Origin of the sequence: Amycolatopsis camponoti (assembly GCF_902497555.1) — a bacterium.
Lineage (GTDB): Bacteria > Actinomycetota > Actinomycetes > Mycobacteriales > Pseudonocardiaceae > Amycolatopsis > Amycolatopsis camponoti.
Genome location: NZ_CABVGP010000004.1, coordinates 237430 through 255140, shown reverse-complemented (window position 1 = coordinate 255140; position 17711 = coordinate 237430). Strand labels below are relative to the sequence as shown.

11 protein-coding genes and 1 riboswitch are annotated in these 17711 nt (G+C 71.8%); of the genes, 3 read left to right on the top strand and 8 right to left on the bottom strand.

Going from position 1 to position 17711, the window contains the following annotated elements:
* Window positions 1-6: 6 nt before the first annotated feature.
* From AA23TX_RS48150 to AA23TX_RS48135, 4 genes are all read right to left on the bottom strand, one after another.
* Window positions 7-1134: a putative sodium/potassium/calcium exchanger gene (locus AA23TX_RS48150; RefSeq protein WP_155549735.1), complete on the bottom strand. Its 1128-nt coding sequence runs from the start codon at window positions 1132-1134 to the stop codon at window positions 7-9.
* Window positions 1135-1264: 130 nt separating this feature from the next.
* Window positions 1265-3835, bottom strand: a complete 2571-nt coding sequence (locus AA23TX_RS48145; protein ID WP_230863131.1) for a helix-turn-helix transcriptional regulator — start codon at window positions 3833-3835, stop codon at window positions 1265-1267.
* 205 nt (window positions 3836-4040) lie between these two features.
* Window positions 4041-4646 carry a hypothetical protein gene (locus tag AA23TX_RS48140; protein WP_155549733.1) on the bottom strand — a complete coding sequence of 202 codons (606 nt, stop codon included), beginning with the start codon at window positions 4644-4646 and terminating at the stop codon, window positions 4041-4043.
* 4 nt (window positions 4647-4650) lie between these two features.
* The gene (locus tag AA23TX_RS48135; RefSeq protein ID WP_155549732.1) at window positions 4651-5094 is read right to left on the bottom strand and encodes an LppU/SCO3897 family protein; all 444 of its coding nucleotides are present in this window, start codon (window positions 5092-5094) and stop codon (window positions 4651-4653) included.
* 131 nt (window positions 5095-5225) lie between these two features.
* On the opposite strand from AA23TX_RS48135, the gene AA23TX_RS48130 reads away from it, so the two are divergent.
* The gene (locus AA23TX_RS48130; protein ID WP_155549731.1) at window positions 5226-6632 is read left to right on the top strand and encodes a PI-PLC domain-containing protein; all 1407 of its coding nucleotides are present in this window, start codon (window positions 5226-5228) and stop codon (window positions 6630-6632) included.
* A 53-nt stretch (window positions 6633-6685) separates the two neighbouring features.
* On the opposite strand, the gene AA23TX_RS48125 is transcribed toward AA23TX_RS48130, so the two are convergent.
* Window positions 6686-8569: a hypothetical protein gene (locus tag AA23TX_RS48125; protein ID WP_155549730.1), complete on the bottom strand. Its 1884-nt coding sequence runs from the start codon at window positions 8567-8569 to the stop codon at window positions 6686-6688.
* A 200-nt stretch (window positions 8570-8769) separates the two neighbouring features.
* Between AA23TX_RS48125 and AA23TX_RS48120 the strand changes: the two genes are divergently transcribed.
* Window positions 8770-9927 (top strand): FAD-dependent monooxygenase, encoded by a 1158-nt coding sequence (locus AA23TX_RS48120; protein ID WP_155549729.1) that lies wholly within the window; start codon window positions 8770-8772, stop codon window positions 9925-9927.
* Here AA23TX_RS48120 and metH read toward each other — a convergent pair.
* A complete protein-coding gene (gene metH / locus AA23TX_RS48115; protein ID WP_230863130.1) occupies window positions 9909-13562 on the bottom strand; it encodes a methionine synthase in 3654 nt (1217 codons plus the stop codon). The genes AA23TX_RS48120 and metH overlap by 19 nt on opposite strands.
* 14 nt (window positions 13563-13576) lie before the next feature.
* Window positions 13577-13655, bottom strand: a riboswitch (S-adenosyl-L-homocysteine riboswitch).
* A 296-nt stretch (window positions 13656-13951) separates the two neighbouring features.
* Here metH and AA23TX_RS48110 point away from each other — a divergent pair.
* On the top strand, window positions 13952-14812 hold the full coding sequence (locus AA23TX_RS48110; protein ID WP_155549728.1) for a TIGR03619 family F420-dependent LLM class oxidoreductase: 861 nt from the start codon (window positions 13952-13954) through the stop codon (window positions 14810-14812).
* A gap of 9 nt (window positions 14813-14821) precedes the next feature.
* Here AA23TX_RS48110 and AA23TX_RS48105 read toward each other — a convergent pair whose 3' ends face one another.
* Both AA23TX_RS48105 and AA23TX_RS48100 read right to left on the bottom strand, forming a co-directional pair.
* Window positions 14822-16030 (bottom strand): GNAT family N-acetyltransferase, encoded by a 1209-nt coding sequence (locus AA23TX_RS48105; protein ID WP_155549727.1) that lies wholly within the window; start codon window positions 16028-16030, stop codon window positions 14822-14824.
* A gap of 149 nt (window positions 16031-16179) precedes the next feature.
* On the bottom strand, window positions 16180-17565 hold the full coding sequence (locus tag AA23TX_RS48100) for a sugar porter family MFS transporter (RefSeq protein ID WP_196425956.1): 1386 nt from the start codon (window positions 17563-17565) through the stop codon (window positions 16180-16182).
* Window positions 17566-17711: the final 146 nt, after the last annotated feature.

Sequence of the window (17711 nt, the reverse complement as noted above, 5' to 3'; positions counted from 1 at the left end):
GCCGGCTCAGTAGTGGTCGGCGTCGTGGTGGTGGTGCTCGTCGTGGTGGTCCTGGTGGTGACCGCCGGCGTGGTGGTGCTCGTGCTCGTGGCTCTCGTGGCCGTGGTGCTCGGTGGACGCCTGCTCGTTGAACTGGTTTCCGCCGTGACCGGCCGAGCCCTGCTCGTTCTGGAAGATGTTGCCGTGACCGCCCGTGGAAGCCTGCTCGTTGAACTGGTTCCCACCGTGACCGCCGGAACCCTGCTCGTTCTGGAAGATGCTCCCGTGACCGCCCGTGGAAGCCTGCTCGTTGAACTGGTTCCCACCGTGACCGCCCGAGCCCTGCTCGTTCTGGAAGATGTCCCCACGCCCACCGGTCGAAGCCTGCTCGTTGAACTGGTTCCCACCGTGACCGCCCGAGCCCTGCTCGTTCTGGAAGATGCTCCCGTGACCGCCCGTGGAAGCCTGCTCGTTGAACTGGTTCCCACCGTGACCGCCCGAGCCCTGCTCGTTCTGGAAGATGCTCCCGTGACCGCCCGTGGAAGCCTGCTCGTTGAACTGGTTCCCACCGTGACCGCCCGAGCCCTGCTCGTTCTGGAAGATGTCTCCCACGCCGCGACCGCCGGTCGAGGCTTGTTCGTTGAACTGGTTGCCGCCGTGCCCGCCCGAGCCCTGCTCGTTCTGGAACACGTCACCGTGGTGGCCGGCGGACGCCTGCTCGTTGAACTGGTTGCCGCCGCGGCCGGAGCCTTGCTCGTTCTGGAAGATGTCGCCGCGACCACCCGAGGAGGCCTGCTCGTTGAACTGATTGCCCCCGTGGCCACCCGAGCCCTGCTCGTTCTGGAAGATGTCCCCACGACCACCCGAGGAGGCCTGCTCGTTGAACTGATTGCCCCCGTGGCCACCCGAGCCCTGCTCGTTCTGGAAGATGTCCCCACGACCACCCGAGGAGGCCTGCTCGTTGAACTGGTTCCCACCGTGACCGCCGGAACCCTGCTGGTTCTGGAAGATGTCGCCACCGCGACCGTCCGTCGAGGCCTGCTCGTTGAACTGGTTCCCCCCGGAACCACCCGAACCCTGCTCGTTCTGGAAGATGTCCCCGCCGCCACCGGCCGAAGCCTGCTCGTTGAACTGATTGCCGGATGAAGTCGTCATCTTGTGCACTCCTGACATTCGGATCGGTGAAGCCCTCGCCCCTCCGTTGTCATCCAGTCTTGGGCCGATCGGCGCCCGGGTCATGAGTAGCGGCCTACTCGGCTTTGCCGCCGTCGAGCGCTCGGACTACCTAAGGGCCGTCGCCGGGACTACTCCCCGACACCAGCGGGCCCACCACCGAAGCCAGCTCGCGGCGCCCGGAAATACCCAGCTTCGCGTAAACCCCGTGCAGCACGTTGTCGACCGTGCGCACCGACACCACCAACCGGTCCGCTACCGCGCGGCTCGTCAAGCCCGTCGCCACCAAGCGGGCGATCTCCAGCTCCCGGACCGTCAGGTCCAACGGTGTCTCCAGCGACGAAAGAGCCGGCGTCGCAGCGTCCTCACAGGACGCCAGCCACGCCCGCGCGCGCTGGGCCGACATCGCCGCGCTGCCGTTCTTGCCCTCCACGCGGTACACCCGCGCCGCCTCGGCCGAAGCCTCCGCCGCCAGCAGCCGCGCACCCGCGTCGGCGAACGACGACGCCACCGCGTCCAGCGCCGCACCGTCCGAAACGGCCGACGCGTGCGCCGCGTACAGCTCTGCCATCCCGCCCGCGGAAGGGATCGCGCCGGGCGAGCCCCCGAACCGGACCAGGTCGTGGCGGATCTCGGCGGCGATCGCGAGCCTGCCGTCTTCCGAGGCGGCCGAGGCAGCGGAGGCACCCAGCTGCAGAGCCCGGGACAGTTCGCCCCGCGCCGCGGCCACCCACGCGCCGTCCCAGTCGCCGAGCGGCTCGGCCACCCGGCCGCTCATCGCCGTCGCCCGGACCAGCGCCGCGGCGACGGCGGGGCGGAACTCGTGCGGCTGGTCGTGCGCGTCGGCGGCGAGGGCCTCCCGCAGCCAGCGGATCGCGCCGCGGACGTTGCCGTAGGCGAGCGCGACCGTCCCGAGCGACGCCGCCGCGCCCGCGACCGCCGGTCCCCACCGGTCGCGGACCGCGTCCCGGTAGTCGTCCCCGGCCCGGTCTTCGGCCTCCTCGAGGCGACCGGCCCGGCACAGCGCGACGATCCGGGCGTGCTCCAGCCGGACCCGCGCCCCCGGCGCGAAAGCGTCCGAAATCCGGGACGCGATCTCCAGGCCCTCGTCGACGACGCCGAGGCACGCCTCCGTCCGCCCGGTCGACGCCAGTGCCCCGGCCGCGACCACCAGCGCCGCGAGCCGGAGCGCGTCGCCGCGGCGGTTGCGGTCCAGCACCGGCCCGAGCAGGTCCAGCGCCTCGCGTGACGCACCCGCCGCCGCCCGCAAGGCCGCCCGGGCCGTCGCCAGCTCGTCCGCGGCCGAAGCGCCGGACACCGCCGTCTCGGCCGTGTCCAGGACGCCGGCGGCCTCCTCGAAGCGGTCGAGGCCGAACGCCAGGTTCCGGGCCCGGGTCGCGGCGACGCGGGCGTGCTGCGCGTCCGACACCGTTTCACCCGCCAGCTCGGCCAGCAGCGAGTCGGCGTCGGCGTGCCGGCCGCCGGCCACCCGGACCTGGGCGAGCAGGAACTTCGCGCCGAAGCCGCCGCCCATCCGGACGGCTTCGGCGGCCAGCTGCTCGGCCTGCGGGAAGTCCTTGCGCAGCAACGTCTCCGCCGCCGCCCGGACCAGCTGCGGGTCCGTCTGGAGCCCGGCGGCCAGCCGCCACCGCACCAGCCGCGGCTTGTCCTCGGCGCGCCGGGCGCCGGTGAGATCCAGGGTCTGCGCGAGGATCCGGTAGGTGTCGCGCTGGCGCAGCGGCGACGTCCGGCGCCGGATCACGTCGGCGTAGAGCGGGTGCGCGAGGCGGACGTTCAGCCGCCGCCCGGTCCGTTCGGAAACGACCAGCCCGGCCTGCTCCATCGAGGCGAGGACGCGCCCGGCACCCAGGCGCACCAGCGGCTCGCTGCCCAGCGGCTCCCCGAAGGCGAGCAGTTCCAGCAGCCGCCGCTCGTCGGCGTCGACCCGGTCGGTGCGGGTTTCGATCAGCTCGACCAGCCGCGGGGTCGCCATCAGGGCGCCGCTCCACCGCCACACGCCGTCCTCGGCCGACAACGAGCCGCTGTCGAGCCCACCCTGGATGAGCTCCCGCAAGAACAGCGGGTTGCCCAGCGTCAGGCCCCACAGCCGGTGCTCGGCGCCGTCGTCGAGCCGCCCGCCGAGTGCCGCGGTGATCAGCTCGGTGGTCTGCGGACGGGTCAGCTCGCCGACGTCCAGACGCTCGGCGACGCGGTCCTTCCACATCGCGAAGACCGGGTCCGGCACGCTCACGCCGTGCGGCGCGATCACGAGCACGAACGCCGACGCGGTCGCGGCCAGCTGGTGCACCAGCGTGGCGGACAGGTCGTCGAGCAGGTGCGCGTCGTCGACGCACAGGATCAGCCGGCGCCCCTCCGCACCGCGCGTGAGGTGACCGGCGACCTGGTTGAGCCGGTGCGCGCGGTCCCCCGAGCCGTCCGCGCTGCCGGGCAGCAGGTGGGCGAACGCGCCGAACGGGATGGTCGACGCCGAAGACATCGCGCGCACCCAGTGCGTGCGTGCCCCGTCGCCGGCCAGCTCGGCCAGCAGGGTCTTCGCCAGCCGGGTCTTCCCGGCCCCGGCGCGCCCGGTCAGCAGCAGGCCGCAGACCTCCGGATCGGCCAGCGCACGGCGCGCGAACGCCAGCTCCTGTTCGCGGCCGACCAGCGGCCAGTCGTTCGCCACACCCACTGCCTCCCCAACCCCTCACGGGCTTTTCCGGTGCCCGCGCACAACCGTTCCTCGGATAATGAACACGCGGAGCCCGGCCAAGTACCGAATCCGCGCGGCGATTTGGCATAAATCGATGAACGGTCGGGCGAATGCGACACAACGGACAGTCGATCTCCCTTTCCGTGAGCATTTACCGGCCATTGCCGGAATACCGTTATCATCGACTTTCCGGTGATTCTTTTTCCTGGGCCACCATCATTCCTATGACGCGCGGCAGGACCACCGCGTTCCAGCCGGCCATCGCGGCGACCAGCTCCGGCTCCGGACCGCCCGTCCACACGCGCACCTGACCCGCGCGCAGGTCGGTGCCGAGCACGCCGGCCCACGGCACCTTCGGCGCGAACCACCGCCGCCGGCGCAGTCCCTCGGCGTCCGCGTCGATCCGCGGGTGCCCACCCCCGCCGAACCGGGCGGTGGCGCCCGCCGCGATCGCGTCGACCGCGGCCCGCGCGATCCGCGGGCAGGCCGCCGATTCGACCAGCTCGACCAGCCGCCGCCACGTCTCACGCGCGTCTTCGAGCTCGCTGCCGCGGCGGAAGGCGTCGAACACGAACCGGCTCCGCACCGGGCCGCGGGCGAGGCCCAGCGCGTAGCTGGCCTGGTGCGGCCGGGCCGCCGCGTGGTAGGCGACCCGGTCCACTTCGGCCAGCCGGAAGACCCGGTCACCGATCACGATCACGTCGCCCGCCGCGGCGAGCGTGCGCCCGCCGCTGGAGACGCGGACCTCGCCGGAGCCGGTGAACGAGAACTTCCCGCCCGCCATCGGGCTACTTGCCGGTCTTCGCCAGGCAGAGCACGACGCCGGTCTCGCCTTCCTTGCCCTCCCAGAACACCGAGTCGGCGTCCGGGTACGGCGTGCACGCGCTGATCTGCGCTTCGATCTGGGTCTTGTCCTCGACGCGCGCGACGACCTTGAGCGTCGCCTCGGGCGTGCCGCAGTCGACGATCTTCACGTAGTTCTCGCCGCTTTCGGTGACACAGTTGCCGACCTGGGCGTTCTCGCCGTTGGACCGGGTGGCCACCCAGACGAGCGCGAGGATCCCGGCGACGACGATCAGGAACACGGTGAGCACGATCTTCTGCCGCCGCTTCGACTTCTTCGGCGCGGCGGGCGGCTGGGGCGGCCCGGGCATTCCGGCCTGCGGCATCCCGGCCTGCGGCGGCACCGGCCGCGTCGGGTCGGGGTATTGGGGTCCACCGGTCTGGGTCATGGCGTTTCCTCCCTCGAACGTCCCTCTGTCGCCTTCTAGGCGTTCCACTCGCGTTCCACGACGTTCCACCCGCGGTTCCACCGCGCGGGCCAGGATGGGGACCGCCCCGCTCCCGACGTGAGGACCCGAGGATGACCCGACTGCCCGCTCTGGCCGTCACCGCTCTGACCACCGCCGCGCTGCTGACCGGCGGAACAGCCGAAGCCGCGAGCCCGCCGTTCACCTCGTCGGTCTTCCGCGCGACGCACAACAGCTATTCGGGCAGCGTCGACGGCGCGAAGAACTCGATCGCCTACCAGCTCGACCACGGCGTCCGGTTCATCGAGTACGACATCCACGACAACGGCTACGCCACGAACCACGACTACGGCGTCGGGCACGACTCGCCCGGCAACGCCGTCGACCACAGCGGCGGCAACCCGGCGTCGAACAACCTGCGGGACTGGCTGGCCACCGTGAACACGTGGTCGGCGGCGCACCCGACGGCCGCGCCGATCGTCGTCATGCTCGACCTCAAGGACAACCTGACCGACAACGCGAACTTCGCGGAGGGCAACCTCGTCGCGGTCAACCAGGAGCTGGAGTCGGTCTTCGGCAGCCGGCTGCTGCGCGCCCAGGACTACCCGGCCGGCTCGCCGACCGTGGACGCGCTGCGCGGGCGCGTGCTGCCGCTGCTCTCGGGCGACGGCGGCAGCCGCAGCGAGTACAAGCGGGACGTCGGGTACCACCCGGCCGTCGCGCTCAACGGCCGTGGCCAGGTCGTCGAGGTGCACGACTCCGGCGGTGGCGCGCTCTGGTACTGGACCGGGACCTACGGCGCCGACGGCCGCGTCACCTGGCTGCGGCACGGGAAGTACGACAGCGGCCAGACCCCGGCCGTCGCGCTCAACGACAACGGCGACCTCGTCGAGGTCCACCAGTCGCAGGGCGCGAGCACGCTCTGGTACCACGTCGGCAAGCTCGGCACGGACGGCGAGATCACCTGGCAGGCCAGCCACCAGTACGACAACGGCGTCCAGCCGACGGTCGCCTTCACCGACGCGACGCACCTGCGGGAGATCCACCAGAGCCAGAGCAGCAGCCAGAACTGGACGTGGACCGGCACGCTGTCGGCCACGACGGTCGCGTGGACCGGCAACGCCAAGACGTCCGACGCGCGGTTCGCCAAGGACACCGCCACCAACGGCACCCGGCGCGTGAAGGTGTGGACCGGCGCGGACGGCCCGACGCCGTCGAACACCCTGCGCGCGGACACCGCGAGCGTCACCGGTGACCGGATCCGCTACCGGCAGGTCGCGTTCGACGAGTTCCAGAAGGGCGACAGCGCGGAGCTGCAGGAGGGCGCGTTGTTCTACGGCGCGACCGCGACGGAGTCGGCGTTCATCACCTCGGCCCGCCAGTCGGGCAAGCTGGTCCGCGGCTGGGACTTCGACTCGGCGGGCGACGCGACGACGCCACTGGCGAGCTACCCGGCGTCCAACCACCCGTACGACGCCTGGTACCAAAACCTGCTGACCCAGAACGGCGCGGTCGAGTAAGCCGGTCGTGAGTGGGAAACAGGGTTAGAACACTGTTTCTCACTCACGACGGGTCAGGTGGGGTGGTAGGAGCAGCGGGTGCCGGTGTGGACGCCGTCGCGCAGGACGTCGCCGATCACCGCGTCCGCTGCCGCGATCCGGGTCAGCGCGCGGCGGATCGCCTTGCCCACCGCGATCCGCGCCTTCTCCTCCGCGCCCGCGAACTCGCGGACCCGGCCCGCGAGCCCGGCGGCGGCCGACAGCTCGCCGAGCAGCCAGTCGCGCTCGGTGCGCACCTTCTCCGCCCGGCCCGCGTCGTGGTTGGCCTCGTGCTCGTCGAGCTCGGCCTCGAGGTTCGCGAGCCAGCGCCGGTAGTGCGCGGTCGCCGTCCGGTCGAGCGTCGGCTGCGCGGACGTCACCTCGGCGACCACCCCGTGCGCCAGCTCGACCGCGGTCAACTCGTGCCCCGGGTTGTCCAGCAGCGTCGCCAGGTAGCCCATGCCGACGCTGTGCTCGACCAGCACGGACCGCCCGTCCAGGCCGAAGAGCCAGTGGCTGCCCTGGCGCCGGCACGTGACCCGGCGGTCCGCGACGCGGGCGGCGAAGACGGGCAGCACCATCCCGAGCGGCTCGGCTTCACGCGTCGCCGCGGCCAGCTCCCGCCCCGCTTCGGCCGAGCCGGGCCCCAGCGCCTGCGCGAGCCGGGCGCGGGACAGCACCACGGCCGGCCAGTGGGCCAGCGCGAGGTTGTCGCGCACGGCCGCCCGGAAGTGCTCCGCGGCGCGTTCGGTTTCACCCGCGGTCAGCATCGCCACGCCCAGCGCGTGCTGCACCGAGCCGAAGCAGGCGACGGCGAGGCTGCCCATCATCGGCAGCCGCGCGAAGGGCGTGAGCAGCGCGTAGGCGGCGCGCGCCGATTCGACGTCCGAGAGCAGGTAAGCCGACTCGACGATCCCGTACATCGACACGAGCCAGCTGCTCGACCGCGGCAGCAGCGCCAGATCCTGCCCGCTCAGCCGGGCCAGCGCCCCGGCCGCCTCGCGCTCGTCTCCGGCCGAAGCGGCGGAGACGGCCAGCCCGGCGACGAACGCGTTGTCCACCGCGCTGAGCGTCGGCGAGTGCACCGTCTCCCGCAGCACCGGCAGCAGCTCGGCCACGCGGCCCTGGAACCACCGGATGGCGCCGAGCTGCGCGGTGTACCAGCCGATCGCGTCGGCGTCGCCGGCCTGCTCGCCTCGCAGCGCACAGGCGGCCGCGCGCGCTTCGGCCTCGTCGAACCGGCCGGCGCGGATGCTGAGCATGACGTCGATCGCGTCGAGCACGAACCCGACCGCGAGGTGGTCGCGGCCGGCCAGCTGGCCGCGCAGGTCGGCGAGCCCGCGCTGCGCGTGCGGGTCGCCGTCGAGGAAGAGGTCGACCGTGCGCCAGAGCAGGCCCATCAGCAGGTCGCTGCGCCGCCCGGTGCGGAAGCCCTCGGTGATCAGCTCGTGGGCGAGCGCACGGCGCTGGCCACCGTGGTCGGGGCCGAGCAGGCAGTGGTGGGCCAGGCTCGCGGCCTCGGCCCAGGCGACCGGGTCGCCCGCTCGCTTGGCTTCCTCGAGCACGGCGAGGATCTCGTTGCTCTCCCCGGCCACGTAGTCGGCCTCGCCCGCGAGCCGGGCCTTGAGCCGCAGGGCCAGCGACGACCCCGGGTCGACCGCGGTCCACGCACTGCGCAGCCGCGCCTGCAGCAACGCCGCCGCGGGCGCGCTCCGGTGTTCGTGCACCCACAGCCCGCCCATGCCCAACGCGGCGCGCGCCATCCCGGCCCCGTCGCAGTCGGCCTCCGCGGCCCGGTACGCCCGGTCGAACCACTCCCGGCCGGCGCGCAGGTCGCCGTCGGCCTCGAGGGCGCGCTCCCCGTTGCGCAGCAGCTCGCCGAGTGTGGTGGCCGCCGGTCGCGTTCCGCTGTCCAGCATCGCCGCCCCCTCTCCCCCCGGGAAATGGTGCCCGCGCGACCGGCCGGGGTCAACGTGCGAAAACCGGCGGGAAAGTCCCGGTCACGGCCGGGAATTTTCCGCCGTCACGGTCCGCGTGCGGTCCATTCGCGACAGTCGCTGACGGCCGCCGTCAGCGCTTCGCCAGGGACCGGTCAGCCCCCGCGGCGAAGCTCCGTGACGTGAAAAATCTCAGCGTCCTGATTTCCGGCGCCAGCATCGCCGGCCCCGCCCTCGCCCTCTGGCTGACCCGCCACGGCTGTTCCGTCACCGTCGTCGAACGCGCCCCGTCGGTGCGCCCGGGCGGCCAGGCCGTCGACTTCAAGGGCGCCACCCACCGGACCGTCCTGGAGCGCATGGGCATCCTCGACGACGTCCTGGCCCGCCGGACCGGCGGCACCGACCAGACGATCATCGACGCCGAGGGACGGCCCCAGGCCGTGATCCCCGGCGAGTTCACCGGCGGCGACATCGAGATCCGCCGCGGCGACCTGGCCGGCCTCCTGTACGAGCGCACCGCCGCGCACTGCGAGTACCTCTTCGGCGACACCATCACGGCGCTGACCGAGACGGCGGACGGCGTCGACGTCACCTTCGCCCACGCCACCCCGCGCCGGTTCGACCTCGTCGTCGGCGCCGACGGCATCCACTCGAACGTCCGGCGGCTGGCCTTCGGCCCGGAGCGCGACCACGTCCGCTTCCTCGGCCACTACTACGCCCTGGCCGAGCTGGGCGAGCAGGTCGCCGACGGCGATGCCGTGATGTACAACGAGCCGGGCCGGATGGCCGCGGTCGGCGGGCCGAAGGCGTCGGCGTTCTTCGTCTTCGCTTCACCTGAGCTGGAGTACGACCGCACCGACACCGAAGTCCAGCGGAAACTGGTGGCCGCGGCCTACCGCGACGCGGGCTGGCGGGTGCCCGAGCTGATCGAGAAGCTCCCGCGGGCCCGGGAGTTCTACCTCGACTCGCTCGCCCGCGTGACGATCGGCCGCTACTCCCGCGGCCGCGTCGTCCTGCTCGGCGACGCGGCCTACGGCAACACCCTCGGCGGTTTCGGCACCGGCCTGGCGATCGTCGGCGCGTACGTGCTCGCCGGCGAACTCCTCGAAGCCGACGGCGACCACCGCGCCGCCTTCGCCCGCTACGAGGAGCAGATGCGCGGCTACGCCAAGGTCTCGCAGCGCGGCAGCGCGGGCCCGTTCCTCGCGCCGCCGTCCCGGCTGCGGATCAAGCTGCGGGACTGGACGTTCAAGTCCCGCTTCCTGCTCCGCCTGATGCTCAAGGCGACCGACAACTTCGCCACGGACATCGAGCTGAAGGACTACGCCTCGGGCTCGTAGGCCAGGTTCGGCCGCAGCCACTGCTCGACTTCGGCGATCTCGACGCCCTTGCGCCGCGCGTAGTCCTCGATCTGGTCGCGGCCGAGCCGGCCGACGGTGAAGTACTTCGAGTCCGGGTGCGCGAAGATCAGCCCGGACACGGCGGCCGCCGGCGTCATCGCGAACGACTCGGTCAGCGCCATCCCCAGCTCGTCCGACTCCAGCAGCTCGAACAGCTCCCGCTTCTGGCTGTGGTCGGGGCTGGCCGGGTAGCCGAGCGCCGGGCGGATGCCGCGGAACCGCTCCGCGTGCAGGTCCTCCAGCAGCGGTTCGGCGTCGGGCTCGAACCAGTCGCGGCGCGCCTTGAGGTGGATGTACTCCGCGAACGCCTCGGCCAGCCGGTCGGCCAGGGCCTTGACCATGATCGCGCGGTAGTCGTCCTGCTCGGCCTCGTACTTCGCGGCGAGGTCGTCGGCGCCGTGGATGGCGACCGCGAAGCCGCCGAGGTGGTCGCCCACCGGCGCGATGTAGTCCGCCAGGCAGCGGTTCGCGCGGTCCAGCGGCTTCGACGTCTGCTGCCGCAGCATCGGGAACCCGACGTGCGCGAAGTCGCCGTCGAGCAGGATGTCGTCACCCTCGCTGTGCGCCGGCCAGAACGCGTACGCGCCCTTCGCGCGGAAGCTGCCGTTCGCGATGATCTCGTCGAGCAGCGTGTTCGCGTCGTCGAACAGCTCACGGGCGACGGGCTCGTCCAGGATGGCCGGGTACTTGCCCTTGAGCTCCCAGGCGAGGAACAGGAACTGCCAGTCGACCATCTCGCGCAGCTCGGTGATGCTCGGCTCGACGACGCGGCGGCCGGTGAACGCCGGGGTCGGCAGGCCGTCGAACGACACCTTCTCCGGGTTCGCCCTGGCCTGCTCGAGGGTCAGCATCGGGCGGCGCTGCTTGTTCGCGTGCTGCTCGCGCAGCACTTCCTGGTCGGCGCGGTTCTTCTCGGCGAGCGCGATCGAGCGGTCCGGGTCGAGCAGGTCGGACACCACGCCGACGACCCGTGACGCGTCGAGGACGTGCACTGTCGCGTTGTCGTAGGCGGGCGCGATCTTGACCGCGGTGTGCTGGCGGGACGTCGTGGCGCCGCCGATCAGCAGCGGCAGCTTCAGCCCGCGCCGCTGCATCTCGGTCGCGACCGCCACCATCTCGTCCAGCGACGGCGTGATCAGCCCGGACAGCCCGACGGCGTCGGCGCCCTCGGTGACCGCCGTGTCGAGGATCTTGGCGGCCGGCACCATCACCCCGAGGTCGATCACCTCGTAGTTGTTGCAGCCGAGCACGACCCCGACGATGTTCTTGCCGATGTCGTGGACGTCGCCCTTCACCGTGGCGAGCACGATCTTGCCCTGGCCGCCCGACGACTCCAGCCGGCCTTCCTGGCGCGCCTTCTCCTTCTCCTCCTCCATGAAGGGTTCGAGGTAGGCGACGGACCGCTTCATCACGCGGGCGCTCTTGACCACCTGCGGCAGGAACATCTTGCCGGAGCCGAACAGGTCGCCGACGATCTTCATGCCGTCCATCAGCGGGCCCTCGATCACCTCGAGGGGCCGGGCCAGCTGCTGCCGCGCCTCTTCGGTGTCCTCGACGATGTAGTCGACGATGCCGTGCACCAGCGCGTGCGACAGCCGTTCGCCGACCGTGCCTTCGCGCCAGGAGAGGTCGACGACGCGCTTGGTGCCGCTGCCCTTGACGTTCTCGGCGAAGCTGACCAGCCGGTCGGTGGCGTCTTCACGGCGGTCGAAGAGCACGTCCTCGACCAGCTCGAGGAGATCGGCCGGGATGTCCTGGTAGACCGCGAGCTGGCCGGCGTTGACGATGCCCATGTCGAGGCCGACCTGCACGGCGTGGAAGAGGAACGCCGAGTGCATGGCCTCGCGCACGACGTCGTTGCCGCGGAAGGAGAACGAGAGGTTCGAGATGCCGCCGCTGGTCCGGGCGCCGGGACAGCGCTCCTTGATCCGCGGCAGCGCTTCGAGGAACGCCTTCGCGTAGCCGTTGTGCTCGGAGATGCCGGTGGCCACGGCGAGGACGTTCGGGTCGAAGATGATGTCCTCGCCCGCGAACCCCGCCTGCTGCGTCAGCAGGTCGTAGGCGCGGCCGCAGATCTCCACCTTGCGGTCGGCGGTGTCGGCCTGGCCCTGCTCGTCGAAGGCCATCACGACGACGCCGGCGCCGTAGTTGCGGATGATGCGGGCCTGGGCGAGGAACGGCTCCTCGCCCTCCTTGAGGCTGATCGAGTTGACGACGCCCTTGCCCTGCAGGCAGCGCAGGCCGGCTTCGAGCACGGTCCACTTGGAGCTGTCGACCATCACCGGGATCCGGGCCACCTCGGGCTCGGTGGCGATGAGGTTGAGGAACGTCGTCATCGCCTCCTCGGACTCGAGCAGGTCGGCGTCCATGTTGACGTCGAGCAGGTTGGCCCCGCCGCGGACCTGCTCCAGCGCGACGTCGACGGCGCCTTGGTGATCGCCGGACTCGATGAGCCGGCGGAAACGCTTGGAGCCGGTGACGTTGGTGCGCTCGCCGATCATCACGAACCCGGTGTCGGCGCCGATGCCGAACGGCTCGAGCCCGCTGAAGCGGGTGTGCGTGCGCGGCTCGGGCACCTCGCGGGGCTTGACGCCCTTGGCCGCGGCGGCGATCTTCGCGATGTGCGCCGGGCTGGTGCCGCAGCAGCCGCCGACCAGGTTGACCAGGCCTTCGCGGGCGAACCCGCCGATCAGCCCGGCGGTCTCGTCCGGCGTCTGGTCGTAGCCGCCGAACGCGTTCGGCAGTCCGGCGTTCGGGTGACAGGCGACGTAGGTGCCCGCGATCCGCGACAGCTCCTCGACGTGCGGGCGCATCTCCTCGGCGCCCAGCGAGCAGTTGACCCCGACGACCAGCGGCTTCGCGTGCTCGATCGAGCTCCAGAACGCCTCGACGGTCTGGCCCGAGAGCGTCCGCCCGCTCAGGTCGACGATGGTGACCGAGATCCACAACGGCAGGTGGGGCGCGACGTCGCGGGCCGCGGCGATGGCCGCCTTGCAGTTGAGCGTGTCGAAGATCGTCTCGATCATGAGCAGGTCGACGCCGCCTTCGGCGAGCCCGCGGATCTGCTCCGCGTACGCGGACTTGACCTGCTCGAACGTCACGGCGCGGTACGCCGGGTCGTCGACCTTGGGCGAGAGGCTGAGGGTGACGTTCAGCGGGCCGATCGACCCGGCGACGAACTTGCCGCCCAGCTCGTCGGCGGCCTGGCGGGCGAGCTGCGCGCCGCGGACGTTCATCTCGTGGACGTGGTCCTGCAGCCCGTAGTCGGCCTGGCCGATGCTGGTGGCGGTGAAGGTGTTCGTCGTGGTGATGTCCGCGCCGGCCGCGAGGTACTGGCGGTGGACGTCGAGGATGACGTCCGGGCGGGTCAGGTTCAGCAGGTCGGGGTCGCCGGTGACGTCGTGCGTGTGGTCGCCGAAGCGGTCGCCGCGGTAGTCGGCCGGGGTCAGCCCGGCCCCCTGCAGCATGGTTCCCCACGCGCCGTCGAGCACCGCCACCCGCTGTCCGAGCAGCTCGCGCAGGCGCGCGGTGGCCTCGGACTCGCTGGGGGTTTCTCGCGGGGTGATCGGGTTCACCGGCAGCCTCCCTCATCCGGGAGGCGCCCTTGTTCGGTGGATCCCGGTCGAGCGTGGCGGACCCGGCGGTCCGTTGCAGCGCCTCTCGACCTGTGGTCCACGGTACTGGAAACGGGCATTCGCACGCCAACCCGCCCCGCCGGTGCGTCCACTGACTGGGACACCGTGAGTCCACAATGGATTACCAGGTCCACCCTGCCTCCGCCTCGTGTCGCCTCGGGCCCACCTTGACGCGTCCCGGGCCGGGCCGCTGCTCCCCGCCTGCGCAACCGGGGTCGCCTCGATCATCGTTCGATCGCGCCGCGACGTTACTCTCCGCGTCCACGTTGCCACTTTTCGCACTCGCGGCCGACCTTGAAAACTGAAACACGTTCTAATACGCTCCTCGCGTGGACTACGGAATCGTGCTGTTCACCAGCGACCGAGGCATCACCCCGGCTTCCGCGGCGCGCGCCGCGGAGGCCGCCGGGTTCGCCACCTTCTACGTGCCCGAGCACACCCACATCCCGGTCAAGCGCGAGTCACCGCACCCGCGCACGGGCGACGCGTCGCTGCCCGACGACCGCTACAGCCGCACGCTCGACCCGTGGGTGGCGCTGGCGACGGCGGCCGCGGTGACGACGCGGATCCGGCTGTCCACAGCGGTGGCCCTGCCGGTGGAGAGCGACCCGATCACGCTCGCCAAGACCATCGCGAGCCTCGACCACCTCTCCGGCGGCCGCGTGACGCTCGGGGCGGGCTTCGGCTGGAACGTCGACGAGCTGACCGACCACGGCGTCCCGGGCAACCGCCGCCGCACCGCGCTGCGCGAGTACCTCGAAGCGATGAGCGCGCTGTGGACCTCCGAAGAAGCCTCCTACGACGGGGAGTTCGTCTCGTTCGGCCCGAGCTGGGCGTGGCCCAAGCCGATCCAGGCGCACATCCCGGTGCTGCTCGGCGCGGGCCCGACGGAGAAGACGTTCCGCTGGATCGCCCGCCACGCGGACGGCTGGATCACGACCCCGGCCGACTCCGACCTCGACGGGCACGTGGCTCTGCTGAAGGAGATCTGGCTCGCCGAGGGCCGCTCGGGGGCGCCGCGGATCTGCGCGCTCGGGGAACGGCCCGACCGGGATCGCCTGGCGCACCTGGATTCCCTCGGGGTCACCGAGACGATCTTCGGGTTGCCGGACCGCGAGCCGGACGAGGTCGAGGCCTGGATCGGCCGGCTGGCCGGCAAGCTCGGCCTGGCGGTCTCCCCCGCCGTCTGAGGATCCCGCTCAGAACCAGTGCAGGCAGTGGGGCGGCCGCTCGGCGCGGAAGAGCGCGTCGGCGGCGGCCGCCGCGGCCGGGTGGTGCGCCCGGACGTGCCCGGCCCGCACCAGCGTGCTCGGAGCCGTCCCGCCGAGGTACACCGAACCCAGGTCGCTCACGTCCAGGGACAGGTCGGGCTCCCGGTCCGTCGGGACGCACTCGGCCTCGCCGCCCCGCACGGTCAGCAGATGACGCGCCCGCTCGCCGAGGAACGGGTCGTCGACGTCCAGGACGAGCTCGCCGTCGGCCGCCCAGCCGCGCGTGGTCAGCGCCCGCGGGACGTCGAGCAGCCGTACCCAGAGCCAGTCCGTCTCGTCGCTCGCCCGCGCGGCGCGGACGTCGGCGAGCTGCCACCGCAGCGGGTGCTCGGGCGGGCACTGCCGGAAGACCACCTCCGTGGCCAGGTCGTGGCCGAGCAGGAACCGGGCCAGGGCCGTGGCGACCGCGTCGTCGCTCGCGATCGTCTCGTCGACTGTCAAGGTGCCGGTGCCTTCGAGCAGGTACGTGGCGTAGCCGTCCGGGACGCCGCCGGCATCGCGGTGGACGGCGACGTACCGCGGCGCCGGGGCGACCGGCGGCCGCCCCGCACCGCGCTCCCACCAGTGGTGCGGCCGCGACAGCGCACCCGGGCGGACCCGGCGGTAGCGGTCGTAGACGTCCTCCAGGATCCCGCCGCATTCGGCCCGCCGCAGCACCTCGATCGAGCCGGGCACCGGGGCGGCCTCGGCCCGCGGGACGGCGAAGGCGGCCTGATGACGCGGCACCGTCAGCCGGTGCGTGGTGGTCGCCGGCCCGTAGCCGAACCTGCGGTAGATCACGGCCTCGCTGCACAGCAGCACGGAGAGGAACTCCCCGCGCGCCCGCACGTCGGCGAGGTGGCGCCGCATCATCGCGGTGAGCACGCCCTGCCGCCGGTGCGACGGCAACACGCCGACGGCGGTCACGCCGGCGGCCGGCGCGGGGACCGCGCCGGGCAGGGTCAGCTCGAAGGAGTACGCGGCCGCGGTGCCGACCCGCCGGCCGTCCGGCGTCACGGCGAACAGGGCGCGGTCCATTTCCAGCGCCGACCAGACCCGGCCGCCCTCGCCCGGGGGTTCCGGGAAGCGCCCGAACGCGGCGAAGAGCGTGTCGACGAAGACGTCGCGATCCTGCGGGGTCGTGAGGCGGATCTCCATCGGTGCTGCGGCCTCCCGGCGTCGTCGTGCCCGGGCTCGTCGTGCCCGGACACAGTGCAGCGGTGCCCCGCCGCCGGGGCAAGCGATTTAGGGAACAAAGCGGCGGGGACGACGTCACCGTCGTGCCCCGCCGCGGCGACCCCCCGGGGTCAGCTCTTGGCCGCGACCCCCTGCCGCGCCCGGAGGTCGAGCTCGATCTGCTCCAGCGAGCGCCCCTTCGTCTCCGGCACGAGCCACTTCGTGAGCACGAAGAGGACCACGTTGATGCCGGCGAACAGGAACATCGAACCGCCGATGCCGAGCGAGCCCGCGGCGGAGATGAGCGGGAACACCGCGCTCACGATGCCGGTCGCCGCCCAGAGGACGACGCTGCTGACGCCCATGCCGGCCGCGCGGTACTTCAGCGGGAACACCTCGGCCATCATCACCCAGACGACCGCGCCCCAGCCGAGCTCGTACCCGACCAGGTACAGCACCATCATGACCAGCATCAGGATGCCGCGGGTGCTGGTGTCGTGGACGTTCAGCACGACGAGCCCGGCCGCCACCAGCGTGATCACCATGATCACGTTGCCGATGAGCAGCAGCGGCTTGCGGCCCCAGCGGTCCACCACGAACACGACCCACGCGGTGAACAGGAACTTCGTGACACCCAGCAGCACGCCGGACAGCAGCGCGGCCTGCGTGGCGAACCCGAGGCCGATCAGCATCGTCGGGAAGTACGCGTTGATCGCGTTGACGCCACTGAACTGCTGGCCCACCGCGAGCAGGATGGCGACGATCATCATCGGCCGGACGAAGCCCGAGAACAGGTCACGGAACCGGGGCTTGGCCTCGGTGTCCATCTGGATGACCTCGCGGATGGTCGCGATCTCGTCGTCGAGGTTCACGGTGTTGCCGTGCGCGCTCGCCAGGACCCGCCGGGCTTCCTCCTCCTGACCGTTCTTGAGCAGCCAGCGCGGCGTCTCCGGCAGGAACGCCAGCCCGATGAGCAGGATCACGGCGGGCACGATCGCGCCGGCGAACATCCAGCGCCACGCGGAGATCGGCCCGAGCCAGTAGCTGGTCAGGAACGCGATCAGGATGCCGAGCACGATGAAGATCTGGTTCAGCGCGCCCATCGCGCCCCGCAACCGGGCGGGCGCCAGTTCGGACAAGTACGTCGGCACGGTCGACGACGAAAGGCCGATGCCGAGGCCGATCACCAGCCGCGAAATCACGAGCAGCGCGAACGTCGGCGAGAAGCTCGCCGCCAGCGTGCCCACGATGACGATCGCCGCGGCGACCATGATGGTGCGCCGCCTGCCGAGCGCTTCGTTGATGCGGCTGGAGAACAGCGCGCCCACGATGGCACCGACCGACAGGCTGGCGGTGATCACGCCCTTGTCCCAGGCGGTCAGCGACCAGGCTTTCCCGATGAACGGGAGCACCCCGGAAATCACGCCGAGGTCGTAGCCGAACAAGATGCCGCCGAGCGCGCCGAAGAAGTACAAGGTGGTTCGGCTGATGTGCCGCGCCGGGGCCGTCTGCGTCATTGCCGGGTCGCCTCTTTCGTAGGTCCAGTCCAGCCAGCGGCCACCACACTCACACGCCGGAAAAAGCCGGGCAAGACAGTCGTTGGTAACGATTCAGAAACGTGATCGACGTTCACATATGTGACACCGATTGGCGCACAACGTCC